Source organism: Arthrobacter sp. W4I7 (genome assembly GCF_030816215.1).
In the GTDB taxonomy this organism is placed as follows: Bacteria; Actinomycetota; Actinomycetes; order Actinomycetales; family Micrococcaceae; genus Arthrobacter; species Arthrobacter siccitolerans_A.
Map to the genome: position 1 here is coordinate 3,556,935 of NZ_JAUSXU010000001.1, position 24,789 is coordinate 3,581,723.

Consider the following 24,789-nt stretch of genomic DNA (forward strand, 5'->3'; position numbering starts at 1 on the left):
GCAAACCCTACACTTCCGAAGCAACGCCATTCCCTACCACCAGGTAAATGTTAGGTCGCCAACAATGGCCTCTTAGCCGTGGCAAGGAAAAGCGCGGCGGCTAGTTTTCCCAGGGTTCGGAACGCAGCCAGCCCTGCCTTAAAACGCAGCCGCAGCATAAACCCGCAGTCCCATCAAGAAATCCGCAATTCTCGTCCTAAGCTCTTTTGCGCAAAAGGAACACACCTAATCTGAAGAAGAAGAAATTCCCCCGATGACCGCCCCTTTCCCGAGGTGGAAAAGTCCAGCCGAAAGGACCGTAATGATGCCGTCTGATGGTGCCGGGAGACCGCTCGTGGACGAGTCAGTCCTGGACCGGCTGCGCGGGGAACTCGGGGAGGCTGAGGGTTACTGCAGGGCCTTCGTGGGGAATTTCATCGACTGTCTCCCCCACCGGATCGCGCGGCTGCGGCGGACATTGACCATCGGGGACCTCGATGGGTCAGTGGACGCAGTGTTGAGCCTGAAGACCTCCAGCCAGATGGTGGGTGCCGAACGGCTGGCGGGCCTGGCCATGGCGCTGGAGGACGAAATCCGCTCCGAAGCTTACGCCGCCGACGTCACCGTGGTTCTGCCCCGGCTTGCGGCGTCCTTTTTGCCGCCCATCAACGAGTGCAGCCGGCAGACCATGCACCGGCTGCAGGCTCAGTGTTCGGCCGGAGCCAGCCGGTAACCGACGCCGCGGACCGTCTGCAGCCACCGCGGCTTCTGCGGTGAGTCACCAAGCTTTTTGCGCAGGTTGCCCATGTGGACCTCGACGGACCGTTCGTCCGCCTCGCTGATGTAGCCCCCGACGTCGTAATCCTCGTCCCGCAACCGACGCACCAGGTCCGCTTTGGTCCGGACCGTCCGACCTGCTTCCAGGAGGGCGTGCAGGAGTTCGAACTCCGTGCGTGTCAGGTTCATTTCCGCGCCGTCCACTGTGACGGTGCGGGACGCGTAGCTCAGCTCCAACCCGTTGTGGCTGTAGTTCCCCCGTTCGGGATGCGGGGCGGCATCCGCCGAGGCCTCCACGCCTGATGCTTCTGCGGTGTCCGGAACAGAACGCGGGCGGCGCATCATGGCGGCGATCCGGGCGCGGAGCTCCCGCGGACGGAACGGCTTGGTGAGGTAATCATCGGCGCCGGACTCGAGCCCGATCAGGGTGTCCAGTTCCTCGGTACGGGCCGTGAGCATCACGATGTAGGCATCCGAGAACTCGCGGATTTGCCGGGACACCTCAAAGCCGTCGATGTCCGGCAGGCCAAGATCCAAGGTAATGACGTCCGGATTCAGGGTCTTTGCAGTCAGGACACCCTCGGCGCCGCTGCTGGCCACCGTCACCTCAAAGCCGGCCTGGGTCAGGACAGTACGGACCAGTTCGCGGATGTCGTGGTCATCCTCGATGACCAGTCCCACACGTGCATCACTCATAGCGCCCCCTCAGCAGCCGACGTCAGAAGTATAGCTGCCTGCGGATATCCTGCTGCTATGGCTCTGCACACCCTGCCCCGTGAATCACCGCGCAATGACTAACCCCATCGCATGGTCCACGGGGAAGCTGAGGTTTTTCCGGCGCCCCTTCCATGAGTACACGCTGACCGAGCGCGTGGCATTGAGCCAGATGCCACTGTTCGTGACCACCCTGCTGACGGCGTTCCTCATCTGGGCTTTCTTCCCCACAACCATGGGCAACCCGTTGTTCGTGACCTTCCTGGTGTCACAGATCGCCATTATGGCCCTGTGCTACCTGGTTCCCTGGAACCGGCTGCCGTACACGAGCTTCCTGGTTATCCCGCTGCTGGACTTCGTCTCCATTGCGCTGGGCCGGGAGGGCGGGCAGGAAAGCCTGACCGGCATCAGCCTCCTTGCCGTCTTCCCGGTGATCTGGCTATGCGCCTCCGGCTACTATCCCCGGGCCGCCTTGTGGCTGTCCTTCCTTGGGCCGCTGGCAATCATCTGGGTCCCCCTGCTGGTCAGGGGCGCCCTCACCGGGCAGGACCTGGCCCGGTCACTGCTCCTGCCGGTGATGATGCTCGGCATCGGCGTTTCCGTGAGTGTCCTGACACTCAGCATGATGCGGCAGCAGCGGGAGCTGGAGGAAAAGGACGCCCAGCTGCAGGACAACCTGCGGATCAGCCAGCGCCAGGAGTCGCTGCTCAACACCGTCCTGGACACTGTGCACCTGGGCGTCCTCGCTGTGGACGCCGACGGGCATGACGTGCTGATGAACCGGAAGCAGCGGACCAACCACGAGCTGGCCCGGCCCAAGGACATAGCGGACCCGAACGAGTCCCAGCTCCTGGTTTTCGGCCCGGACCGCAAGACACTTGTTCCAGTGGAGGACCGCCCGGTCCGCCGTGCCGTACTGGGCGAAACCTTCACCGACTACCTGGTCTGGCTGGGCTCCGGAAGCGACCAGCGCGCTTTCGTGACAACCGCCCGCGCCATGAAGGACACCGACGGGAAATTTGCCGGCTCCGTGATCGCCTTCAGCGACGTGACCGACCTCGTCAACGCACTGACCGCCAAGGATGACTTCGTCTCCAGCGTCTCGCACGAATTCCGGACACCGCTGACGTCGATCCTCGGGTATGTGGAGATCCTCCTGGGCGACGAACCCGAGGAATCGCAGCGGGGCATGCTGGAGATCGTCCGCAGGAACTCGGAGCGGCTGTTGACCCTGGTGTCCGACCTGCTCTCCAGCCGCAACGGCCAACTGATCGTTACACCCCACGCTGTGGACGTGGCCGAGCTTGTGCGGGCGAGTGTTTCCTCGGCCATTCCCAGGGCGGCTGCATCCGGTGTGGTGCTGTCCGCTGAGACTCCGGACCGGCTGGAGGCACACGTGGACGGGCCCCGGATCTCCCAGGTCCTGGACAACCTGGTATCCAACGCCATCAAGTACTCCCCCGACGGCGGGAACGTGCTGGTCTCGCTGGCGCAGAAGGACGGCCAGCTGGCCTGCCGGGTCAGCGACACCGGCATGGGCATGACCGCCGAAGACGCGTCAGAGGTTTTCGCCAAGTTCTTCCGCACCAGCAACGTCCGCAGGACCGCCATCCCCGGGGTCGGCCTGGGCCTGCCCATCAGTAAGGCCATTGTGGAAGCGCACGGCGGAACCATTGGTGTTGAAAGCAGCCTGGGCGAGGGAACGACGTTTACGTTCCACGTTCCGGTCTAGATTTCGACAGGCTCAATCACCAGGCTGGTTCCTGGCCTGCCGGACCACTTCACCCCATGACTGCCGGGCGAGTTCCCGGATAGCGGCGAGGATTTCCGACGGCGGCCGGGACAGGTCCAGCGGGAACTCCACAATGTCGATATCGGTATTCAGGATGCGACGCAGTTTGACCTCCCCCGCACCCGCGTAAACCAGCCAGGCGGTAGGGACGGCCAACGCGGTGCAGTGCGCCAGCATCTGGTAGTGGTCCGCGGTCAGGGAGGCCCCAAGGTCCGAGGCGGCCTTGTACTTGGCGTTGTACACCACCACCGGCCGCCCGCCCAGCAGGTGCACGGCGTCCGGCCGCACGGACAACCGGTCAGTGTCCCGCACGGCCTCGCTCAGGAGCGCGTTGTACTGGAGCCGGAGCTCCCCCGGGTACGCCGCCATCGCCTCCCGCAGGGCTTTGCCAACGAAGTCCTCAAACACCTGCGCCATGTCCACCACGAACGAGGCGGTCTGCTGCTTGCCTTCGCCGGCTTCCGCGGAGGCGTTCCGCAGGACGAGCTCTGCGAGGCGGAGGACCGAGTGGTAGCGGACGTTCATCCGGCTGGCCGTCCACGGCGGCAGCGGAGCGCCCGCTGGAAGGCGGGTGACGGCGTCGAGCTTTCCCTTGAGCTGGCGCAGCCGGCTCAGCACCTCGGGCCGGACCCGCGGCACCTGGCCCATCCGCTCCAATGCGGCGCGCAGGATCCGGTTCTCGGCAATGTCCTCGCTGAACTCGTCGTAGGACACCTCCAGCGGCACCAGCATGCCGGGCCGGCGGGGAAATCTGGTCCGAAATCCGGATCCGGCCCTTGACCGTCCGGAGCGACTCGTCCACGGTGCGGTAGCCCTGGAGGACACCGCGCCCCAGCGCCCGCTCGGCCAGTTGGGCCAGGGACTCAGCCAGCGCGCTCCACAGCTCGCGCTCCTCGACGGCCGCCACGGAGTCGGGGCGGAAACCCTGCTCACCCGCATAGCTGAGCAGGAACAGGAGCCGGCTGAGCCCCAGCCGGTCCTTGGGCCGGACGTCCAGCTGTACCGTGGGAGTCCGCACCGAGCCCACCTTGCCCACCGGCTCAATCCGGTAGAGCCCCATGCCCATCGGCGACGCTTTGGCCAGGCCGCTGGAGTTCAGGAAGGAAGCGCTGGCAGGGTCCAGCCGTTCCACGATGCCCCGGGACAGTTCGTCCAGCACCAGGTGCCGGACGGAAGCACGCGGGTCAGCGGCCTGCAAGGCGTTCCAGCAGCCTGTCCAGCCCGAAGCGCTCTTCGAGCTGCGCCCGGGTCAGCTGGCCGTGGTAGTGCTCCTCGAGCAGGGGCATCAGCTCGTACTTCCAGATCCGGCGCAGTCCGGCCGGGGTCTGGGCCGCCGGTTTCATGAAGTAGGACGGGCCGATCATGAGGTCCCGGTCCCACTCGTCAATGGCGCTGTTCAGGGCATCCAGCAGCAGCGCCGGGGTGGTATCCAGCTGGCGGGCTTCAAGGAACCGCAGGAGGGAACCCTTCACCGGTTCGGTCTGCGGGTGCAGTTCAATGAAGGCAAAACGGCGGCGGATGGCTGCGTCCATCATGGCAATAGACCGGTCTGCCGTGTTCATGGTGCCAATGATGTACAGGTTGTCCGGCAGCGTAAACGGCTCGTTGGGGCTGTACTGCAGGTAGATCCGGTCATCGCGGTACTCCAGCAGGAAGTACAGCTCGCCGAACACCTTGGCCAGGTTGGCGCGGTTCATCTCGTCGATGATGAGGAAGTATGGCTTCTTCTCGTTGCCGGGCTTGGCGGCTTCCTCCGCCAGGCGGCGCAGCGGGCCGGCGACGAGTTTGAAGGACACTTGGCCCTCGTCCGTTTTGTCCGGCCGGTAGCCCTCGAAGAAGTCCTCGTAGGCGTAGGACGGGTGGAACTGGACCAGCTTGACCCGCTCGTCGGTGGTGTCGTCGGCGAGCTCGGCGGCGAGGTGCTTGGCCAGGTAGGTCTTGCCGGTGCCGGGCGGGCCGTACAGGACCAGCTGCCGGTTCTCCTCCAGCAGCTCTGCAATCTCCTGGAGCGGCTCGAGTTCCATGTGCAGGGAGTCGGCGAAGTCGCGGGTGAGCGGACGGAAGCCTTCCTGGACGGGAGGGACGACGGCGGCCGCTTCAGCGTCGCCGTCGGGCTCGGTTTCCGCTTCGGCGGGCAGCAGGCCCTGCAGGGCCTGGACCACCCGGGTCACGTCGACGACAATGCCCGGGGTGGCCAGCTGCCGCTGGACGTGCCGGGGAAGGCTGGTGGTGGTGTGGCCTTCGTCGAACCAGCGGACTTTCCGGCGGAGCCGCCGGTTGTCCTCATTGTGTTCGGGCTCGCCGAGCACCCCGCCCAGCCGCACCGTTCCGGCGTGCTGGTAAAGCACCAGGTCCCCGGGTTTCATCACTGTCAGGAAGGCAAAGACAGCCGTCTTGGTGTCTTCTCGTTCCACGTAGCCGAGGTGCTTGTAGTCCTCGTCCACCGCGTGCTGGACCACACCGGCGGTGACGCCCGGGCCCAGCAGGCGGAGATGTTCGACGTCGAGCGTCACCTTCTCCTCGTCCCGCCAGGCTGTGAGCAGTTCGGTGTTGTCGCTGTGCGTCCGGAGCAGCCATGCGCGCCGGCCGGGGTCGCCCACCTTGCGCCACTGGCTCACCAGCTGCCGGGCGTACCAGTCGATGCGTTGCCCGGCCTGTTCATCCAGGTGGAGGCGAATGCGGTGGATGTCTGCGGTGATGTCCTCCTCGGCGTCGCCCTTGGCGCCGCCCACCAGCGAGGCGAACGCGTCGCGGATCTCCTGGCGTTCCACGTCAGCCACCACAGGTTCGAAGTAGCTGGGCCAGGTGAGGAACTCGATGCTGCGGCGGATGGCGGGCTGGTCCCCCGGCGTAGCTGCGGCGAGCCGGTGGAAATCCAGCGGGTCCTGCAGCGCCGCGGCAATATCTGCGGTGGGCTGCTGGTCCACGTGCTGGACAAATCGGCACAGCCACTTCAGGTGGTCCCAAATGGTCCAGTTGAATTCTGCCGTCCGGTCGCGGATCACGCCGTGGTCCGTCAGCCCCTGGTAGAGCTCCTCCGGCAGCTCCAGCGGAGGCTCCAGCCAGGAGGCAGCCTCGGCCACCCGGGCACGCTTAACTTTCAGGGACTTCACTTCGTGGGCCAGCGGCAGCGACTGCAGGAACAGCAGCTCAACCGCCAACTGCTTGGCTTCCCTGGATGCGCCCTCGAGGTTCTGCCGAAGGTTGGTCATCATGGGGGCCTTCGGGTCCGGCGTGCCCAGCTCCAGCCTTTCCAGCAGCTCGGCCGCGGCCTCCGAAGTCCAGGTCACGGTGCGCCCATCCAGGGCGGACGGTTTGCCGAGGAGCCCCGGGCCAAGGACGAACCACGCCGCATCCTCAATTTCCTTCGAGATACCGTGGGCACGGGCGATGGCAGTCGTGGAAGCGGGGGTCATGGATTCAAATTTACAGGGTGAAACTGGACGGGCGCTCAGAGCGGCGGGGCGCCAGTCCGGTTGCGGATGGCTACATCACCGGTGTTGGCCTCTTCCGGCCGAAGGTGAAGTAGCCCACCGGGCCGATGAAGTTGATGAAGGACGCCGCCCGCCAGGCCGCCTTGGGACCATTGATCATTGCCGCAGGGCGCCTTGAGATGTCCCGCTGCGCTGCCACGAGCAGGGAGAGGTTGACGATCCCCGTCAGAATGATGCCCGCCTTCGCGGTGGGGGACATTTCCTTCCAGGTCTTTTTCTTAGCCATGATGATCTGCTCCTTCGTCGGGGTTATCAGTTTCCGATGCTGGGCTTTCCTGTGCAACGCATTTCTGCCGGGCGCTGGCTGCGGGCGTGTGCTCAAATCGTGAACGGGGCCATCCGTTCCTTCTGTTCGGCCGTAAGGCGCTGCACCCGCCCCGTGGCTTCGTCCACAAAAGCAAGGTGGCTGCTGGCCTTCACGCAGTCTTCCCGTGTCACGGGGTCCTGGAGCACGTAGTGGATATCGAAACTGGCGCCTTTCACCGCGCCGATCCACACCTGGACCACGGCCGGAACGTTCCGGTACTCCAACGTCCTGACGTAGCGGATTTTGTGGTCCACTACCAGCGCCATGGTGCCCTCGGGGACGTCATTGAACAGGGAGACGTGCGGTTCCACGCCGGGCAGGCCCGCACCGCGCGGCGGCCCGAAGGCCGCGATCCGGGCTTCCTCCAGCATCCGCACGATCTGGACGTTGTTGATGTGTCCGTAGGCGTCCATGTCGCCCCAGCGCATGGGGACCAGCACCTCGATCCGGCTGCCGCCGACTGCGTGCTGGAGCCCCAACTGCGCTGCGGCGTCCTCCTGCACCGGGGCCTCGTGCGCGCTCAGCTGTGCACCGCCGTCGAGTCATCCACCGACGCTTCCCCGGCGTCCGCGCCAGCGAACTGGGACATGTACAGCCGGTAGTAGGCGCCCTGCGCGGCGAGGAGGACTTTGTGGTTGCCCTGCTCCACGATTCTGCCGTTTTCCATCACCAGGATGGTGTCGGCGTCGCGGATGGTGGAGAGCCGGTGGGCGATCACGAAGCTGGTGCGGTCTGTCCGCAGTGCGGCCATGGCCTTCTGGACCAACAGCTCAGTGCGGGTGTCAACGGAGCTGGTGGCTTCATCGAGGATCAGCAGGGACGGGTTGGCCACGAACGCGCGGGCGATGGTGATGAGCTGTTTTTCGCCGGCACTGACGTTGTTGCCTTCCTCGTCGATCACCGTGTCGTAGCCCTCCGGCAGGGCACGGACGAACCGGTCCACGAACGTGGCCTTGGCCGCGGCCATCACCTGTTCCTCAGTGGCGTCGAGGTTGCCGTACCGGATGTTGTCGTAGATCGACCCCCCGAACAGCCAGGCGTCCTGCAGCACCATGCCCACCTTGGAGCGGAGTTCGGACCGGCTCAGGTGGGTGATCTCCACCCCGTCCAGGGTGATGGACCCGGAGTTGAGCTCGTAGAAACGCATCACCAGGTTGACCAGGGTGGTCTTGCCTGCGCCGGTGGGCCCTACGATGGCCACGGTGTTTCCCGGCTCGGCGGTGAAGGACAGGTTCTCGATCAGCTTCTTGTCCTCGGTGTAGCTGAAGGTGACGTCCTTGAAGTCCACGTGCCCGTCGGTCTTCGCCGGAAGGTGCTCGGTGGCCGTCTCCACGTCCTGTTCATCGGCGTCCAGGAACTCGAACACGCGCTCGGAGGACGCGACGCCGGACTGGAGCATGTTGGCCATGCCCGCCATCTGGCCCAGCGGCTGGGTGAACTCCCGGGAGTACTGGATGAACGCCGTCGCGTCGCCCAGGGACATGGAGCCGGAAGCGACCCGGAGCCCGCCCACCACGGCGATGCCGACATAGCTGAGGTAGGACACGAACTGCATCACCGGGAAGATGATGCCGGAGACGAACTGGGCCCCGAAGCTGGCCTTGTAGAGGGCCTCGTTGCGTTCCTCGAACCGTTCCAGCATGTCGGCGTCCCGGCCGAAGACCCGCACGAGGTCGTGCCCGGAGAAGGATTCCTCGATCTGCCCGTTGAGGGAACCGGTGTTCTTCCACTGGGCGGCGAAAAGCTTCTGGCTGCGCGCGCCGATCATGCCCGCTGCCACGCCGGACAGCGGCAGCGCGATCAGGGCAATCAGGGCCAGCTGCCAGGAGACGATGAACATCATGACCACGATGCCGATGACTGTCAGAAGCGAGTTGATCAGCTGCGCGAACGCCTGCTGGAGGGCCTGCTGGACATTGTCAACATCGTTGGTGACCCGGGACAGGACGTCCCCGCGCTGGCGGGTGTCGAAGTAGTTCAGGGGCAGCCGGTTCAGCTTCTTTTCGGTATCGTCCCGGAGCCGGCGGATCACCTTCATTACGATGCGGTTCAGGACGTAGCCTTGCAGCCACAGGAAGATGTTCGCCACGAAGTACATCAGCAGCACGATGGAAATGAGGACCGTGAGCTTCTGGAAGTTGATCCCGGTGCCCGGCACCAGCTCCATCCGGGACACCATGTCCGCGAAGTTGTCCTGGCCTTGCTGGCGCAGGCCGTCCACAAACAGTTCCTTGCCCGCCCCGGCGGGAAGCTGCTTGCCCACCACCCCGGCGAAGATTACGTCCATGGCCTGGCCCAGGATCCTGGGAGCAATGACGTTCAGGACCACGGAGATGAGCACCAGGCCCACCACGACGTAGATCCCCAGCGCCTCGGGCTTCAGCAGCCCGATCAGCCGCTTGGCGGAAGGCCAGAAGTGTTCGGCTTTTTTGGCCGGCATGCCGCCAAACATGTCGCCGTCGGCTTCAGAGGGCTTGAACTCCTCCTCGAAGAACTCCTCGTCCTCCAGCACGTCTTCCGTTGATCCGGCGTTGGGCTGCTCCTCAGCGGCTGTACCTTTCGCCTCGGCGGCGTCCTTCTTGCGGGCGCTCATGCCATTTCCTCCACGCTCAGCTGGGATTCAACAATTTCCTGGTAGGTGGGCGAGGTTTCCAGGAGTTCCTCGTGTGTTCCACGGTCCACGATCCGGCCGTTGTCCAGCACCAGGATCTGGTCCGCTTCTGTGATGGTGGAAATCCGCTGGGCCACAATGATGACGGTGGCATCGGCGGTGGTGTGCTTGAGTGCCGCCCGGAGCCGGGCGTCCGTGGCGACGTCCAGGGCGGAGAAGGAGTCGTCAAAGAGGTAGACCCGCGGTTTGGTCACCAGGGCCCGGGCGATGCAGAGGCGCTGCCTCTGCCCGCCGGAAACGTTGGTGCCGCCCTGCGAGATGCGGGAGTCCAGCCCGTTCTTCTTCTCCCGGACAAAGTCGGCTCCCTGCGCCACCTCAAGGGCGTTCCAGAGTTCCTGGTCCGTTGCCTCGGTCTTCCCGAAGCGCAGGTTGTGCTCGATGGTCCCGGAGAAGAGGTAGGGCCGCTGGGGCACCAGTGCCACCCGCCTGGTGATCTCGGCACGGTCCAGCCTCCTGACGGGCACACCGTCCAGCAGCACCTCCCCTTCAGCGGTGTCGTACAGGCGCGGCAGGAGCGACAGCAAGGACGTTTTGCCGGCACCCGTGGAACCGATGATGGCGATGGTCTGCCCGGGGCGGGCGGTGAAGCTGACGTTGCTCAGCACCGGCGCTTCGGCGCCCGGGTAGTTAAAGGTGACATTCCGGTATTCGACGACACCTTTGAGCGACGCGGGGGCTTCGGGCCCCTCGGGATCATGGATGGAGGGTTCGACGTCGAGCACCTCGCCGATGCGGTCCGCGCACACGGACGCCCGGGGAATCATCATGGCCATAAAGGTGCCCATCATGACTGCCACCAGGATCTGCAGCAGGTATTGAAGGAACGCCGTGAGGGCGCCCACCTGCATGTCTCCCGAGTCCACACGCTTGCCGCCGAACCACAAAACCGCGGCGGTGGAAAGGTGCAGGATCATGCTGATGGCGGGGAACATCAGCACAAACAGGGAGCCGATCTTCAGCGAGACATCCGTCAGTTCCTTGTTGGCCCCGCCGAACCGTTCGGTTTCGTAGGGTTCGCGGACGAAGGCCCGCACCACCCGGATACCGATAATCTGCTCGCGCAGCACCCCGTTGATCCGGTCGATCTTTTTCTGCATGGACCGGAACAGCGGCATGAGCCGGACCACGAGGTATCCCACCACAACGGTCAGGAGGGGCACCGAAACCCACACAAGCCATGACAGGTTGATGTCCTCGCGCAACGCCATGATGATGCCGCCGACGCACATGATGGGCGTGGCCACCATGAAGTTCAGTCCCATCAGCATGAGCATCTGCACCTGCTGGACGTCGTTGGTGCCGCGGGTGATCAGCGTGGGGGCACCAAACGCGTTGACGTCCTTGGCCGAGAAGCTGGTGACTTTGCGGAATACCGCCCGCCGCAGGTCCCTGCCGAGCGCCATCGCAGCCTTGGAGCCGAAGTAGACGCCAGCAATCGCCGTACCCACCTGGACAAAAGCCACGAGCAGCATCACAGCACCCGTGCGCCAGATGAAGTCGGTATCCCCGCGGGATACGCCCTCGTCGATGATCCGGGCGTTCAGGCTGGGAAGGTAAAGGGCTGCGATGGTGGAGGCCAGCTGGAAGAAAATGACAGCCAGAATGTACGGCGCATACGGTTTTGAATAGCGCCGGATGAGGGTGAGGAGCATGGTTCCAACTCTAGTGTTGGCCACCGACAACGCGCCGACCGGGAAGCACATTTTCCTGTGGAATTGATTAATTCAGCTCCGGGCAACGCAAACCGCCGCCGGGCACCGGTTGGTTCCGGTGCCCGACGGCGGTTTAAGTAACCCTTAGTCCTGCGGTGCTGTGGCGCTGTGCTTGCCGTGGCTGGCAATGTAGAGCGCGGCGGCGGCCTGGGACTTCCGTTCCTTGAGGAGCCTGCGCTTCAGCCGGCTGAGCTCGGCCGCCGTCGCGGCCTGCTGGGCTGCGACGTCACGCTGGGACCGCAGTTGTTCCTGGATGTCCAGCACCAGCTTCCCCAGCTCCACCTGCTGCCGGGCCAGCAGGTGCTGGGTGTCCTGAAGCTTCTGCACTGTTTCGGCGGCGGTCGCCGCAGCCGTTGCCGCGGCGGCAGTGGCTGCGGCCCTGGCCGCAAAGCCTCCGGCTCCGCCGGCACTGTCCGGGGACGGGGATTCGACGCGTCCGGCCCCACTGCCCCGGACCGGGTCCGCTCGAAGGCTAAGGGCAAAGGCCTCTTCAAGATCGTCCGTGGCGAGCATTGTGGAACCTGCCGCCGGCACACTGGAGGTGCCGCCGTCGTACGCCTTGCTGCCAGCACTGCCTGCACCGTTGCCGGCAGCAGGGCCTGCTCCCCTGCCGGACACGGCAGCCGATACCAGCGGCAGCTGCCCGGTCATGGCGGTCATGCCAGCTTCGCCGGCAGCGTTCGCCTGCAGGTTCGCTTCGGGGGTCAGGTCCACCGTCCGGCGCAGCGGCTTTTCCTTGATGAACAGGACGGCGAGCAGTGCAACCACGCTCACTGCGGCGGAGATCATAAAGATTCCGGCAGTGGCGTCACCGTAGGCGGCGCGCATGACGTCGGCCACCGGGGCGGGCAGGTCCTTCAGGTCCAGCGTTGCACCGCTGTTCCCGGAGGCCTGGATGCCCAGCTTGGTGAGGCCTTCGGTGGCCAGGTCCTTGACGTGGTTGGCCATGACGGCACCGAGGACGGACACGCCGATGGCGCCGCCGACGGAGCGGAAGAAGGCAACGGAGGCACTGGCGGAACCGATGTCTGAAGCCTGGACAGTGTTTTGTACGGCCAGGACCAGGTTCTGCATCAGCATGCCAAGGCCGATGCCGAAGATCGCGGTGTAAAGGCCGGTCAGCCAGAGTTCAGTGGTGTGGTCCATGGTCCCGGCGAGCGCCAGGCCGCCGATCAGCAGGACGGTGCCGCCGATCAGGAAGCGCTTCCACTTGCCGTAGCGGCTGATGAGCTGGCCGGATACCACCGAACCGACCAGGTTGCCGGCGATCATGGGGAGGGTCAGCAGGCCGGCTTCGGTGGGCGTGGCGCCGCGGGCCACCTGGTAGTACTGGCCCAGGAAGGTGGAGGACCCGAACATGGCGACGCCGACGGCTACGGAAGCGACGATGGCCAGGGCCGTGGTGCGCTCGGAGATGATCTTCAGCGGAATGATCGGCTGGGAGACCTTGGATTCAACCAGTACCAGCAGCGCGAGCAGGAGGACGCCGCCGCCCACCATCACTGCGGACTGCCAGGACCACCAGTCGTAGTAGTCGGCCTTACCGGCGAAGGAAACCCAGACCAGGAGCAGGCTCACGCCGCTGGTCAGCAGGACGGCGCCGACCCAGTCGATCTTGGCTGGCCGCTTGATGTGCGGCACCTTCAGCGTGACCTGGAGCAGGATCAGCGCCACGACGGCGAGCGGGACACAGACGAAGAACGTCCAGCGCCAGCCCAGGGCACTATCCACGATGAAGCCGCCCAGCAGAGGGCCGCCGGCGGTGCCCACTGCCATGACGGCACCCATGTAGCCGGAGTACTTGCCGCGTTCGCGGGGCGGGATGATGGAACCGATGATGGCCTGGGCCAGGGCGGTGAGGCCGCCCATCGCAACGCCCTGGATCACGCGGGCAGTCAGCAGGAACGGGATGTTCTCGGAGAAACCGGCCATGACGGAGCCGGCCACAAAGATCACGATGCTGAGCTGGACCAACAGCTTCTTATCGAAAAGGTCGGCGAGCTTGCCCCAGATGGGGGTGGTGGCTGCGTTCGCAAGCAGCGCCGCCGTGATGACCCAGGCGAAGTCCGTCTGGGTGCCCTTAAGCTCGGACATGATGGTGGGCAGGGCGTTCGCCACGATGGTGCTGCTGAGGATCGCGGTGAAGAAGGCAGCCAGCAGCCCGGTTAGGGCCTCCATGATCTGCCGGTGGTTCATCGGGGCGCCGGGTTCGTGGCGTTTGGACTGCCGCGATTCCTGCTTCCCGGCTCGACCGCGCTCGTGCGGCGCGGTGGCGGTGACGTTAGCCATTAAGGGACTCCTCCAAGGTTTTGACTTCATTGGTGGCGCCGGCCGCCGTTGCCCGGGCTGATTTCTTGAGTGATTCGATGAGCCTGCGGAGGGATTTCGCCGTGTCTCCGGCGTCCTCCTCGCTCCAGTCCAGCAGGTAGTCCTGCAGGACCGCGGTCCGGTGCTCCTCGATGTTCCGGAGTTTCTCGGCTCCAAGCGGCGTGAGGGCAACCAGCTGGGCCCGGCCGTCGTCGGGATCCTGCCGGCGGACCACCAGGCCATGCTCCTCCAGGTCTGCGATGTGGCGGCTGAGGACGGGCGCGCTGACTCCCAGCCGCTCAGCAAGCCGGGTGGCACGGGTTTCCCCCTCCCCCACGAATCGCAGCACCCCTTGAAGGGCCACTCCGGTGTCCTGCCCGCGCATGCTGGCGCTGGAGATGCACCGCACCGCGCGCTGGAGATCGAAGATTTGGTAGACAAGGTCCGCTGCTGTATCCGGTGCTACTGCCACTGCTTCGGCACTCCTTACTTGTTTGCCTGAAGCAACTATATCTTAACTTGGTTGCTTTGGGAAACTAAAGGAGGGGAAGCGGGAACGCCGAAGGGTCCCTGCTCCACAGTGGGAGCCGGGACCCTTCTTCGATATTGAGTTAAGGTCGTGCTTTATTCAGGCAGGTGCGTGGGCGCGAACATTTTCAGGAGCGTTTCCACCACGACGACGTTGGGCCCTTCCGCGGTGAATCCCGCCTTGAGCGCCTCCCCCACGTCCTCGGGCGCCACTTTTGTGGCCGGCACACCGAAGGCTTCGGCAAGCTTGACGAAGTCGGGCCGGGCCAGCTCGGTGGCAGTCGCCCTGCCGAAGGCGCCCACCATGTATTCGCGCAGGATGCCGTAGCCGCCGTCGTCCACAATGAGCCAGCTGACCGGCACGTTGTGCTGCCTGGCGGTGGCAAGTTCGGAGATGGAGTACATCGACGAGCCGTCGCCGGAGACGGCGAGCACCCGGCCGGACTTGCCCAGGGTTTCCAGACCTACTGCCGCGCCGATCGCTGCCGGGAAGCCGTAGCCGAGGCCGCCGGCACCCTGTGCCGAATGGAACTGCCCCTCGCGGGCGTCCCAGCAGCTCCAGCCCCAGTAGGCGGAGATTGTCATGTCCCAGAAGGTCTGCATGTCCGCCGGCACCGCTTCGCGGATATCTGCCATGAACTTCAGTTCTTTGGCCAGGTCCTGTGATTCCAGGCGTGCCCGGACCTTGGCCAGCGATTCCTGCACCAGGTGCTCCGGGGACACTCCGTGCCAGTTGGGCCCGGGATGTGAAGGCTCCAGGGCTTGGTCCAGGGCTGCCAGGGCCTGCCCGGCGTCGGCGCGGATGCCCAACCCGGGCCGGTTGGATTCCAGCACTCGGGGCTCGGCGTCAATCTGAATGATGCGCCCGCGCGGTTCGAAGGTGAAGTAGTTGGAGGTGACCTCGCCCAAGGATGAACCGATGACCACCAGGACGTCGGCATCCTCCAGCACATCGGTCATGTGGCGGTCCTCGATCCAGGACTGCAGCGACAGCTCGTGGCTCCACGGAAAGGCGCCATTGCCGCCCGGGGTGCAGATGACCGGGGCGCGAAGCTTCTCCGCGACGGACAGCAGGGACTTCTCCGCCCTGCCCCGGCGGGTTCCGCCGCCGGCGATGATCGCCGGCCGCTCGGCCGCCTGCAGCCATTTCGCCGCTTCGCGGACGAGCTCCACGCGCGGCGGGTTGTCCGCCGCTTCCGCGAGCGCATCCTCCACCGGCGGAACCATGATCGGATCGAGCAGGACATTCTGCGGAATTTCGATCCACACCGGCCCCTGGGGCGAGGAGATCGCTTCGGTCCAGGCGTCCTGGATGGCAGACGGAATGCCGGACGCATGCTGGATCAGCCGCTGGCTCTTGGTGACATTGGCGGCCGACGCTTTTTGGTCATCGAGCTGGTGCAGCATGCCCCTGCGCCGGGCACCGAGGCCATCCAGCGGGATCTGGCTGGCCACCACCACCATCGGCACGCCGGTGGCATAGGCTTCCTGCAGCCCGGCCAGGGACGTCAGGGCCCCGGGGCCGGTAGAGAGGAACAGGACGCCCACCTCTCCGGTGGCGCGTGAGTAGCCGTCCGCGGCGAAGGCGGAATTGTTCTCCACTCGAGACGAGACGAACTGCAGGTTTCCCCGGCCCATCGCGTCGAAAAGTCCCAGGGCGTGCTGCCCGGGAATGCCAAAGACGGTCTTGGCGCCCAGGGCTTCGAGGGTCTCGACGACGAGGTCCCCGCCGTTGCGGGCACCCGTTGCTTTTGTGGGGGCTGCGGTCCCGGGATCGAAATCGATCACCTTGGCTACTCCTTGCCGGCAGCCGCGAAGCCTGCCGGGCGGCGGGCCTCCTGGCCGAGGGCCTGGGCGGCGTAGCCGGTTTCGGCGCCGAAGCGGTCACCAGGAACGGCATTGTCCGCGATCAGGGTCACCAGTTCGTAGGCGACGTGGCTGGCAGCGACGCCGGTGATTTCAGCGTGGTCGTACGCGGGAGCCACCTCCACGACGTCGGCGCCCACCAGGTTCATGCCGCGGAAGCCCCGGATGATTTCGAGCAGTTCGCGGCTGGTAATGCCGCCAGCTTCCGGGGTGCCGGTACCGGGAGCGTGGGCCGGGTCCAGCACGTCGATGTCCACCGAGATGTACAGCGGCCGGTTGCCGATCCGGTCGCGGACCTTGGCCACGGTTTCCAGGACGCCCTGGTAGTAGACGTCCGCCGACGTGACGATGCCGAATCCAAAGCGGTGGTCGTCGTCGAGATCCTTTTTGCCGTACAGCGGGCCGCGGGTACCGATGTGGCTGATGGCTTCGGTATCGAGGATGCCTTCCTCGACGGCTCGACGGAACGGGGTGCCGTGGGTGTACTCGGCGCCGAAGTAGGTGTCCCAGGTGTCCAGGTGCGCGTCGAAGTGGAGCATGGCGACCGGTTCGCCGGCCCGCTCGGCGGCAGCCCGGAGGAGGGGCAAGGCGATGGTGTGGTCACCGCCGAGGGTCACCAGCTTGCTGCCCGCCGCCGTCAGGTCCAGGGCGTTCTGCTGGATGGTTTCGATGGCTTCGTTGATATTGAACGGGTTGACCGCCATGTCCCCGGCGTCGGCCACCTGGATGTTCTCGAACGGGCTCACATCCCAGGCAGGATTGTAGGGACGCAGCAGGCGGCTGGCTTCGCGGACGTGGTTTGCGCCAAAGCGGGCCCCCGGCCGGTAGGAAACGCCGGAGTCGAAGGGCACGCCCACCACGGTGACGTCAGCCTTATCCACCTGGTCAAGGCGCGGAAGGCGCGCGTAGGTGGCAGCCCCGGCGTAGCGGGGAATACGGGATGAATCGATGGGGCCAAGGTTGCCGTTGGCTTCGATGCGCAGCTCTTCCAATGGAGGCCTCTCCTTCGCGGAGTTGAGGGACTGATGTGACTGCCATCATACAGCTTGTTTTCATATGTGCACCACATGTTTACTAAAGATGCCCGTGCCCTGGCTAAGGGTCTTAAGTGTGTACGCTCTCGCCCAGTTACTCCCTCCGTCCGTTTCAACTGAGTCCCCGCCACCCGCGAAACGGCGCGGTCACGCTCCTCAACCCATCCAGTTCCGGGAAGAGTAACCGGGCAGGAAGGTACGGGCAAGGCGTACGGGATACCCACATAGGAGTAAAACCCCTGTCCGGGAGCTCGCAAAACCTCTGCAATGTGTTGATGGACATCTTGGAGTACCTCGTTCACGCCGGCGGAGCAGCCCGAACTGGCCGACTTCTCGCTGCGGGCTATTCACGAAGGGATATCGCCGGGCTGCTGGAGCTGGGGGTCAGGCAACCGCGGCGCGGGATCTTCCTTGCTCCGGGCTGCAACGAACAACTGGCTGCAGCCCTCCACCACAACGGCAGGCTGACGTGCGCCAGCGCGGCCGCTCACTACGGACTTTGGATCCGGAATCCGCCAGCCCAGCTGCACTTGGCCTGCAACCACGGTCACGGCGCAGGGTTCATTCGGCACCGCACCACACGCTTCCTCTCAGACCAGCTGCAGCCCTTCGCCGCAGTGGAGGACGTCGTACTGCACGGTCTGGGCTGCCTGCCGCCGCCCGCGTCCACCGCGCTTGCCACGTCGGCCATCCGGCTTCACGGTGTGCCGGTGAACCTCCTGAAGGACCAGCTCCGTGGAGACCGGTCAGCGCCGGCTCTGCGAACGCTTCGCGAGCTTGACCTGCGCGCCGAGTCGATTGTGGAGGTCGATGCGCAGCACCTGTTCCGGACCAACGGCATCGGCTTTGAACCGCAGGTGTTCCTGCCGGGCATCGGGCGGGTTGATTTCCTCCTGGACGGCTACCTCATCGTTGAGATTGACGGATTCGCGTTCCACTCGAAACGGGCTGACATGCTCAGGGACAGGGACCGGAACAACACATCAACCGTCAAGGGGTACGCCGTCCTTCGCTATATGCCCGAGCACATCTGGTTCAACCAGCAGCAAGTCTTGGCCGAAATCCGGGCGGCACTCGCTCTCAGAAGCGCCCCTGCCCAGCTGAAAGCGGACGCTCCTGCCCGGTTGCCTCGATTGGTCCGTGCGGGATAACGGCGGCGGCGCGCAGTTTCGGGCAGAGCGAACCAGGGTGGCCGCACGAACCGGGGAGGAACGCACAGCGGGGGCTACCGGCTGGCGGCGGGGACCAGGACCCAGAGAACCTCGACGGGTTTGTCTGTGGGGTTGACCCAGGTGTGCGGCTCGCGGCCAGGGAAGGTGACGGTGTCCCCGGCGCTGAGGTCGTACTGCTCATTGGTGAGGATCAGCCGGATATTGCCCTTGATCACATGGAGCACGTCAACGTCGCAGTCCACGGCGTAGAGCTCAGACTCGCCGCGGCCGCGCGGCTCGATGCAGGCCTGGATGATCTGGATCCGCCGCTCTGAACGGGCTGTGAGCAACCGCTCGACAATGCCCTGCCCGCCGAGGGAGATCCGCGGCCCGTCGTTACGCTTGGTGAGGTGGGTTTCCGGCGCGGCAAACAGGTCTCCGATGGAAATCGACAGGACCTGGCACAGCGTCACTAGCGACGCGACCGACGGCGACGTCAGGTCGCGTTCCACCCGGCTGAGGAAGCCCTTGGTGAGCCCTGTGGCATCAGCAACCTGCTCGATGGTTAGCCTCTGGGACTGCCGTGCGGCCCGGATCCTGGAACCGATGGCAACGGGCACGTTGCTTGGCTCAACTGGCAGTGCCTTCATCTGCGTACCTTTCATGGCCGGCAGCCCGGCCCCGACTCTGGAGCAATACTAATGGCCAGCCGCTTCTGTGACGCGTCCATGGCGGGCGTGGTTTCCGGCACCGGTTTCCCCTTGACTGTTACCACGGTCACAGCCTACTCTTTGGAAAACATCTGTTGCCTATCAGGCAATAATCGAGAACCCACTCTCACCCCACCCTGCGCAGCGGTTTCCGGATTCCCGTCATCCCGGATGCCACCCCGGCTGCCACACAGCTCCAAGGAGTCCAACGTGGATGCAAGTGTCATCAACATCGCCATTGTGGTGGTGTACCTTCTCGCAATGCTGGCCTTCGGCTGGTGGGGCAAGTCCCGCACCCGGAACAACAGTGACTTCCTGGTAGCCGGCCGCCGCCTCGGCCCCTTCCTCTACACCGGCACCATGGCCGCCGTCGTCCTCGGCGGAGCCTCCACCGTTGGCGGGGTTGGCCTCGGCTACAAGTTCGGCATCTCCGGCATGTGGCTGGTGGTGGCCATCGGCTCGGGCGTCCTGCTGCTGAGCCTGCTCTTCGCCGGAACCATCCAGAAGCTGAAGATCTATACCGTCTCGCAAATGCTCACCCTGCGTTACGGCAGCAGGGCCACGGAGGCGTCGGGGATTGTGATGCTCGCTTATACGCTCATGCTGTGCGCCACGTCCACCGGCGCGTACGCCACCATTTTCGTGGTGCTGTTCGGCTGGGACCGGGCGATCGCCATCGCAGTCGGCGGCGCAATCGTGCTGGTTTACTCAACCGTCGGCGGCATGTGGTCCATCACCCTGGCGGACCAGGTGCAGTTCGTCATCAAGACCGTGGGCATCTTCTTCCTGATGCTCCCCTTCACCCTGAACGCCGCGGGCGGCTTCGACGGCATCCGCAGCCGCGTGGATGAGAGCTTCTTCCAGATCGACGGGATCGGCCTGCAGACCATCATCACCTACTTCGTGGTGTACACCCTGGGCCTGCTTATCGGCCAGGACATCTGGCAGCGGGTCTTCACGGCCAAGACTCCCGCGGTGGCCCGGTGGGGCGGCGCCACTGCCGGCATCTACTGCATCCTCTACGGTGTTGCGGGCGCCCTGATCGGCATGGCCGCGAGCGTGGCCCTGTCCGATATCAAGATCGCCGCCAAGGACGACGTCTACGCCGAGGTGGCCCAGAACCTGCTGCCCCTGGGCATCGGCGGACTGGTGCTCGCGGCAGCAGTGGCCGCAATGATGTCCACCGCCTCGGGCGCGCTGATCGCCGCCGCAACGGTGGCCCGGGCCGACGTCCTGCCGTTCGTGGCCAGCTGGTTCGGCAAGGACATCAACACGGAGGACAGCGACAACCCCGAGCATGACGTCAAAGCCAACCGCATCTGGGTCCTGGTCCTGGGCATCATTGCCATTGTCATCGCCATCATCACCAAGGACGTGGTCGCGGCCCTGACCATCGCCTACGACATCCTGGTGGGCGGACTCCTCGTGGCCATCCTCGGCGGCCTGGTGTGGAAGCGCGGCACGGGCGCCGCGGCCGCAGCTTCCATGGCTGTAGGCTCCGTGGTGACGCTGGGCACCATGATCATCCTGGAAATCAACGCCAAAGCGCCCTTGGACGGCATCTACGCCAACGAGCCCATCTACTACGGCCTGCTCGCCTCGGCCGTGGTCTACGTGGCAGTTTCCCTGCTGACGAAGCCCACCGATCCCGAGGTAATGCGGAACTGGCAGCGCCGCGTCTCCGGTCAGGAAGCACCGGAGGCTTCCCCGGAAGCAGTCCCCGCCGCCTAGGGCAGCTTCAAGGAAACTCACGACGGCGGCACCTCCTTTCGCTTCCCAGCGAAGGAAGGTGCCGTCGTCGTCCGTCTGGCTCAGCGCGGTTCTACTCGGTGCCGTTCTGTTCAGGTTCGCGGACCTCGTCAGGGTCCAGCGGGACCACCCGGTCCTCGGCATCAATCACTACCGGGGGCGACTGGACCACAGGCTCTTCCGCGTCCAGGAATTCATCCTCGGTGTCCCAGTCCTCTTCGCTGACGGGTATGTCTTCGGCGTAATCGTAGGCAGGATCGGCCTCTACGGAATCAAGGTGGGGCATGTCCGGGTGCTGTCCGGTGGTGTTCATTGTGCAACCTCCGTTTGTTCGCCGGTGACGTGCTCTTTCCTGTGGGCGCTGGCGGGCGCCACACTTTCATCACAGCACTGCAGGATGCCCCGGTCAAGGGTGGGCGGCCAGCTGCAGCAGCCCCCAAAATCAGCTGGATTTTGAGGGTTACCGAAACTCAGGAGTAAGGGAAGCCAGCCGAAAAACCGCGGAATTCCGCGGTAAGCTGGCTTGGCAATGGGGCCGCATCATGCCCGTCCAGCCCAGGAGTTTTCGTGTCTCAGCACGCCCATCCCAGCCATCACCACACCCCAGCCCTGGATGAGGCCCAGCCCACGCCGTCGGATATCCGCCGCTGGCGCCAGTACCTGGCCGACGAACGAGCCGAGGCCGCTGTCTACAGGGACCTCGCGCAAAACCGGCAGGGCGAAGAGCGGGACATCCTGCTTGCACTCGCAGAAGCAGAGGGCCGGCACGAGGAACACTGGCTCCGCCTTCTCGGCGAGCACGCAGGCAAACCGCGTCCGGCCTCCCTCCGCAGCCAGCTGCTGGGTTTCCTGGCCCGGCACTTCGGTTCGGTCTTCGTCCTCGCCCTGGCCCAGCGCGCCGAAGGCCGCTCCCCCTACGCCAAGGACCCCAACGCCACCGAGGCGATGGCTGCGGACGAGCAGATTCACGAGGAAGTGGTCCGCGGGCTTGCCACGCGCGGCCGCAACCGCCTGGCAGGCACGTTCCGCGCCGCCGTCTTCGGCGCGAACGACGGCCTGGTCAGCAACCTCTCCCTGGTGATGGGTATGGCGGCGTCCGGTGTGGCCAGCAGCGTGGTGCTGCTCAGCGGCATTGCCGGGCTGCTGGCCGGGGCGATGTCCATGGGTGCCGGTGAGTTCATCTCCGTCCGCTCCCAGCGCGAGCTCCTCGCAGCCACCCGCCCCACCCAAGTCACCCTGGCTGCGGCCCCAAAGCTGGATCTCGAGCACAACGAACTGCTGCTCGTTTACCTGGCCAGGGGCATGTCCCAGGAAGCGGCGCAGCACCGGGTGGCCGAACGCATGGGACTGCTGTCCTGCGACTGCGACCCCAGCCTTTCCCTTCATCCGGAGCTCCCGGACGACGAGGACCAGCACGAGGCCGTGGGCACGGCCTGGGGCGCGGCCCTGTCCAGCTTCTGCTTCTTTGCCTCCGGCGCCATCGTGCCCATCCTGCCGTTCCTGTTCGGGCTGACCGGAGTACCCGCGCTCGTAGTGGCGGGCGTGCTCGTGGGCGTGGCCCTGCTGGCCACCGGCGGCATTGTCGGCCTGCTCTCCGGAACTTCACCCCTGACCCGCGGCCTGCGCCAGCTCGCGATCGGGCTGGGCGCCGCTGCGGTCACCTACCTGCTGGGGCTCGTCTTCGGCACTGTTGTTGGTTAGCACACCCGCTGGTCAGCACACCGGTTGGTTAACCCAGCGGCCTTTGGCAGTAGGCTCCATTGGTAGCAGGATTCACTGCCAGCAGTGGATCTGAGGGACAAAATGGGGGTGCAGTGATGGAGGGCGAGCCGCCGCGCCATGCCGGACGACGGGCAAGCACCGGAAGCACCCGGGGCGCCCTGGGGTTCGTGCTCACGGGGGCCGTCTTCTCGGCCGTGCTCTTCGGCGCCGCACTGGTGCTGGACAATCCCCGGTTCAGGGATCTCCTTGATATCCGCCTCGGCCCGGGCGGGCAACAGGAGGGGCCACCGGCACACTCAACCGGCGACGCTGTACCGCATGCACCGGCCGAGGCACGGACCGGAGCTCCACCGGTGGGATTCGAAGAAGCGGAAACGCCCTTGGGCGAGCCTGAGCCGCCGGCGGTAGGGAGCGACTCCTACAAGTTCCTCGCTGTCAACGGCGACGGCAGTCCCGTGGGCTACTCCCCCTGCCGGCCGCTGCACTATGTGGTCAACGATGACCTGGCCCCGGCCGGCGCGCAGCAACTGGTCTCCGATGCGATCACCACTATTTCGGCTGCCACCGGCATCCCCTTTGTGTACGACGGCACCACGAGGGAACAGCCTTCACCGCAGCGGCCCTCGTACCAGCCTGAAGCCTACGGCGAACGCTGGGCGCCGCTGCTCATCGCGTGGACAACCCCGGAGGTTGCACCGCAACTCAAGGGCAAGGTGATCGGCACCGGCGGCAGCACACATTACAGCTACGACGGCGGTCCCCAAACCTTTGTGTCCGGCGGCCTTGACCTGGACGCGCCGCAGATCGCCGATGAACTCATGAACCCCGACGGCCACCTCTACGCCACCGCGGTGATCCTGCACGAGCTCAGCCACGTGATGGGGCTGGACCACGTGGAGGATCCCACCCAGCTGATGTATCCGGAGATTGGCACTCCCGAGGGGCTGTCCGCCGGGGACCTCAACGGGCTGTACGAGCTGAGCAAGGCGCAGTGCCGCAAGGACCTGTAACCCGTTCCGGACCGGCTGCGTGCGGCCGGCCGGTGAGGTCAGCCGCGCAGGACTGCCGCTGCGTCCTCCACTGAGTCAACGAGGAAGATCCGGCCTTCCATGGACCGTCCCGCCGCCAGGCTGCGGAGCATGGGCCAGGCCGGGTATTGATGCTCCCAGTGATTCTTGCCCACCAGCACCATCGGGGTAACTTTCGCGTCCGCAGCATAGTAGTTCTCGCACGCATCCTGGAAGATCTCCTGGACGGTTCCGGCCGCCCCGGGCAGGAACACAATGCCGCCATGGCAGAGCTCCAGCAGGATGGCTTCCCGGATGGCGTTGGCGAAGTACTTGGCGATGTGCGTGGCGAAGTAGTTGGGCGGCTCGTGGCCGTAGAACCAGGTGGGGATCCCCAGCGACTGCGTTCCGCGGGGATAGCGTTCGACGACGGCAGCCGCGGCGCGCGCCCACGCGGACACCGAGGGACGAAAGCCCGGGACGGAGGCGAGCATCTCCAGCGCGCCCTGCAGCGCGCCGTCGTCGGCCTGGCTGAGGTAGGCGCCAAGGTTGGCAGCCTCCATGGCGCCGGGCCCGCCGCCTGTGGCCACCGCGTGGCCGTCCCGCGCCAGCAGCCTGCCCAGCAGTGCCGCCTGGGCGTAGTCGGCGCTCCCCCGCTGGGCGGCGTGCCCGCCCATCACGCCCACCATTTTCCTGCCCAGCCAGGCGTCCGAGCCGTGAAGCTCCTCCAAAGCATCGCCGATGGCGTGGTCGTGAAGCGCCGAGGCCAGGGTGGCGTCCAGCCGGTGCCGCAGCCCGGGCTGGATGCTCCACTGGTAGATCCGCGCGTCCGGCAGTTCCTCATACGGCGAGTCCGCGAGTCCCGCATACAGTTCCTGGGGCGAGTACAGCCCGGCCCGGTAGGGGTTGAAGGGCACGCCCTCGAGGCGCGGAAAAATGAGTGCGCCCCGGCGGCGGAGCGCGTCCTCCATCCCTTCGTCAAAAGTGCAGCCCAGGAAGATGGCACCCTCAACGCGGATTTGGCTCAGCGCGGCAGACCGCCCGCGGAGGTCAAGGGACTGGGCATGCCAGCCGTCCATCTGCTCGGCTCCGGCGCTGACCAGCCGGTCGAAGCTGGCCAGGTCCTCCACATCGAGGATGCGCGGGCCGGGCCCCAGTTTTCCGGAGAGATTCACGGCCGCGCCTTCATGGTGCTCATCCACCCAGCGTAGGGGAACCAAGCAGCGCGGGGTCAGACACGGCCCATCCGGAGTCCCGGACAGGGCCGTG

Annotated in this window: 19 protein-coding genes and 1 pseudogene; 6 read left to right on the forward strand and 14 right to left on the reverse strand. The window is 65.6% G+C overall.

Features of this window, described 5'->3' with window-relative positions:
* The first annotated feature begins 301 nt into the window (after window positions 1-301).
* Entirely contained in the window at window positions 302-712 is a 411-nt protein-coding gene (locus QF047_RS16020) for an Hpt domain-containing protein (RefSeq protein ID WP_307279122.1), read from the forward strand.
* Here the strand turns inward: QF047_RS16020 and QF047_RS16025 are convergent.
* The gene (locus QF047_RS16025; RefSeq protein ID WP_306638286.1) at window positions 685-1,452 is read right to left on the reverse strand and encodes a response regulator transcription factor; all 768 of its coding nucleotides are present in this window, start codon (window positions 1,450-1,452) and stop codon (window positions 685-687) included. The genes QF047_RS16020 and QF047_RS16025 overlap by 28 nt on opposite strands.
* A 94-nt stretch (window positions 1,453-1,546) precedes the next feature.
* Here QF047_RS16025 and QF047_RS16030 point away from each other — a divergent pair, with 94 nt between their 5' ends.
* A complete protein-coding gene (locus QF047_RS16030; RefSeq protein WP_307279126.1) occupies window positions 1,547-3,202 on the forward strand; it encodes a cell wall metabolism sensor histidine kinase WalK in 1,656 nt (551 codons plus the stop codon).
* A gap of 12 nt (window positions 3,203-3,214) precedes the next feature.
* Here QF047_RS16030 and QF047_RS16035 read toward each other — a convergent pair.
* The 10 genes and pseudogenes from QF047_RS16035 to speB all read right to left on the reverse strand — a co-directional run bounded on the left by QF047_RS16035 (window position 3,215) and on the right by speB (window position 17,139).
* A pseudogene (locus tag QF047_RS16035) lies at window positions 3,215-4,460 on the reverse strand (restriction endonuclease).
* Window positions 4,447-6,678 (reverse strand): McrB family protein, encoded by a 2,232-nt coding sequence (locus QF047_RS16040; RefSeq protein ID WP_307279128.1) that lies wholly within the window; start codon window positions 6,676-6,678, stop codon window positions 4,447-4,449. Before QF047_RS16040 ends, QF047_RS16035 begins: the two are co-directional and overlap by 14 nt.
* Window positions 6,679-6,748: 70 nt before the next feature.
* The gene (locus QF047_RS16045) at window positions 6,749-6,982 is read right to left on the reverse strand and encodes a PLDc N-terminal domain-containing protein (RefSeq protein WP_306638282.1); all 234 of its coding nucleotides are present in this window, start codon (window positions 6,980-6,982) and stop codon (window positions 6,749-6,751) included.
* A gap of 92 nt (window positions 6,983-7,074) precedes the next feature.
* Entirely contained in the window at window positions 7,075-7,491 is a 417-nt protein-coding gene (locus QF047_RS16050) for a thioesterase family protein (protein WP_307282001.1), read from the reverse strand.
* A 92-nt stretch (window positions 7,492-7,583) separates the two neighbouring features.
* A complete protein-coding gene (locus QF047_RS16055; protein ID WP_307279132.1) occupies window positions 7,584-9,656 on the reverse strand; it encodes an ABC transporter ATP-binding protein in 2,073 nt (690 codons plus the stop codon).
* Complete coding sequence (locus QF047_RS16060) at window positions 9,653-11,386, reverse strand: ABC transporter ATP-binding protein (protein WP_307279135.1); 1,734 nt, start codon at window positions 11,384-11,386, stop codon at window positions 9,653-9,655. Before QF047_RS16060 ends, QF047_RS16055 begins: the two co-directional genes overlap by 4 nt.
* A 144-nt stretch (window positions 11,387-11,530) precedes the next feature.
* On the reverse strand, window positions 11,531-13,735 hold the full coding sequence (locus QF047_RS16065; RefSeq protein WP_307279137.1) for an MDR family MFS transporter: 2,205 nt from the start codon (window positions 13,733-13,735) through the stop codon (window positions 11,531-11,533).
* The gene (locus QF047_RS16070; RefSeq protein WP_307279140.1) at window positions 13,728-14,225 is read right to left on the reverse strand and encodes a MarR family winged helix-turn-helix transcriptional regulator; all 498 of its coding nucleotides are present in this window, start codon (window positions 14,223-14,225) and stop codon (window positions 13,728-13,730) included. Before QF047_RS16070 ends, QF047_RS16065 begins: the two co-directional genes overlap by 8 nt.
* A gap of 152 nt (window positions 14,226-14,377) precedes the next feature.
* A complete protein-coding gene (locus tag QF047_RS16075; protein ID WP_307279141.1) occupies window positions 14,378-16,069 on the reverse strand; it encodes a thiamine pyrophosphate-binding protein in 1,692 nt (563 codons plus the stop codon).
* A gap of 5 nt (window positions 16,070-16,074) precedes the next feature.
* Window positions 16,075-17,139 carry an agmatinase gene (gene speB, locus QF047_RS16080; RefSeq protein ID WP_307279144.1) on the reverse strand — a complete coding sequence of 355 codons (1,065 nt, stop codon included), beginning with the start codon at window positions 17,137-17,139 and terminating at the stop codon, window positions 16,075-16,077.
* Between the two features lie 317 nt (window positions 17,140-17,456).
* Between speB and QF047_RS16085 the strand changes: the two genes are divergently transcribed.
* The gene (locus QF047_RS16085; RefSeq protein WP_307279147.1) at window positions 17,457-18,332 is read left to right on the forward strand and encodes an endonuclease domain-containing protein; all 876 of its coding nucleotides are present in this window, start codon (window positions 17,457-17,459) and stop codon (window positions 18,330-18,332) included.
* Window positions 18,333-18,406: 74 nt separating this feature from the next.
* Here QF047_RS16085 and QF047_RS16090 read toward each other — a convergent pair whose 3' ends face one another.
* Complete coding sequence (locus QF047_RS16090) at window positions 18,407-18,982, reverse strand: cupin domain-containing protein (protein WP_307279150.1); 576 nt, start codon at window positions 18,980-18,982, stop codon at window positions 18,407-18,409.
* A gap of 270 nt (window positions 18,983-19,252) precedes the next feature.
* On the opposite strand from QF047_RS16090, the gene QF047_RS16095 reads away from it, so the two are divergent.
* Window positions 19,253-20,773, forward strand: coding sequence for a sodium:solute symporter (locus QF047_RS16095; RefSeq protein ID WP_306638268.1), 1,521 nt, complete (start codon window positions 19,253-19,255; stop codon window positions 20,771-20,773).
* Between the two features lie 91 nt (window positions 20,774-20,864).
* Here the strand turns inward: QF047_RS16095 and QF047_RS16100 are convergent, their stop codons facing one another.
* Window positions 20,865-21,104: a hypothetical protein gene (locus QF047_RS16100; protein ID WP_306638266.1), complete on the reverse strand. Its 240-nt coding sequence runs from the start codon at window positions 21,102-21,104 to the stop codon at window positions 20,865-20,867.
* Window positions 21,105-21,358: 254 nt separating this feature from the next.
* On the opposite strand from QF047_RS16100, the gene QF047_RS16105 reads away from it, so the two are divergent.
* Both QF047_RS16105 and QF047_RS16110 read left to right on the forward strand, forming a co-directional pair.
* Window positions 21,359-22,492: a VIT1/CCC1 transporter family protein gene (locus tag QF047_RS16105; RefSeq protein ID WP_306638264.1), complete on the forward strand. Its 1,134-nt coding sequence runs from the start codon at window positions 21,359-21,361 to the stop codon at window positions 22,490-22,492.
* 116 nt (window positions 22,493-22,608) lie between these two features.
* Window positions 22,609-23,523 carry a matrixin family metalloprotease gene (locus QF047_RS16110; RefSeq protein ID WP_307279157.1) on the forward strand — a complete coding sequence of 305 codons (915 nt, stop codon included), beginning with the start codon at window positions 22,609-22,611 and terminating at the stop codon, window positions 23,521-23,523.
* A gap of 38 nt (window positions 23,524-23,561) precedes the next feature.
* On the opposite strand, the gene QF047_RS16115 is transcribed toward QF047_RS16110, so the two are convergent.
* Window positions 23,562-24,695 carry an LOG family protein gene (locus QF047_RS16115; protein WP_307282003.1) on the reverse strand — a complete coding sequence of 378 codons (1,134 nt, stop codon included), beginning with the start codon at window positions 24,693-24,695 and terminating at the stop codon, window positions 23,562-23,564.
* Window positions 24,696-24,789 lie beyond the last annotated feature (94 nt).

Bases quoted from the DNA above. Each gene is read 5' to 3' on its own strand.
- QF047_RS16020 (WP_307279122.1), top strand. From the start codon at position 302: ATGATGCCGTCTGATGGTGCCGGGAGACCGCTCGTGGACGAGTCAGTC.
- QF047_RS16025 (WP_306638286.1), bottom strand. From the start codon at position 1,452: ATGAGTGATGCACGTGTGGGACTGGTCATCGAGGATGACCACGACATC.
- QF047_RS16030 (WP_307279126.1), top strand. From the start codon at position 1,547: ATGACTAACCCCATCGCATGGTCCACGGGGAAGCTGAGGTTTTTCCGG.
- QF047_RS16040 (WP_307279128.1), bottom strand. From the start codon at position 6,678: ATGACCCCCGCTTCCACGACTGCCATCGCCCGTGCCCACGGTATCTCG.
- QF047_RS16045 (WP_306638282.1), bottom strand. From the start codon at position 6,982: ATGGCTAAGAAAAAGACCTGGAAGGAAATGTCCCCCACCGCGAAGGCG.
- QF047_RS16050 (WP_307282001.1), bottom strand. From the start codon at position 7,491: ATGCGCTGGGGCGACATGGACGCCTACGGACACATCAACAACGTCCAG.
- QF047_RS16055 (WP_307279132.1), bottom strand. From the start codon at position 9,656: ATGAGCGCCCGCAAGAAGGACGCCGCCGAGGCGAAAGGTACAGCCGCT.
- QF047_RS16060 (WP_307279135.1), bottom strand. From the start codon at position 11,386: ATGCTCCTCACCCTCATCCGGCGCTATTCAAAACCGTATGCGCCGTAC.
- QF047_RS16065 (WP_307279137.1), bottom strand. From the start codon at position 13,735: ATGGCTAACGTCACCGCCACCGCGCCGCACGAGCGCGGTCGAGCCGGG.
- QF047_RS16085 (WP_307279147.1), top strand. From the start codon at position 17,457: ATGGACATCTTGGAGTACCTCGTTCACGCCGGCGGAGCAGCCCGAACT.
- QF047_RS16090 (WP_307279150.1), bottom strand. From the start codon at position 18,982: ATGAAGGCACTGCCAGTTGAGCCAAGCAACGTGCCCGTTGCCATCGGT.
- QF047_RS16100 (WP_306638266.1), bottom strand. From the start codon at position 21,104: ATGAACACCACCGGACAGCACCCGGACATGCCCCACCTTGATTCCGTA.
- QF047_RS16110 (WP_307279157.1), top strand. From the start codon at position 22,609: ATGGAGGGCGAGCCGCCGCGCCATGCCGGACGACGGGCAAGCACCGGA.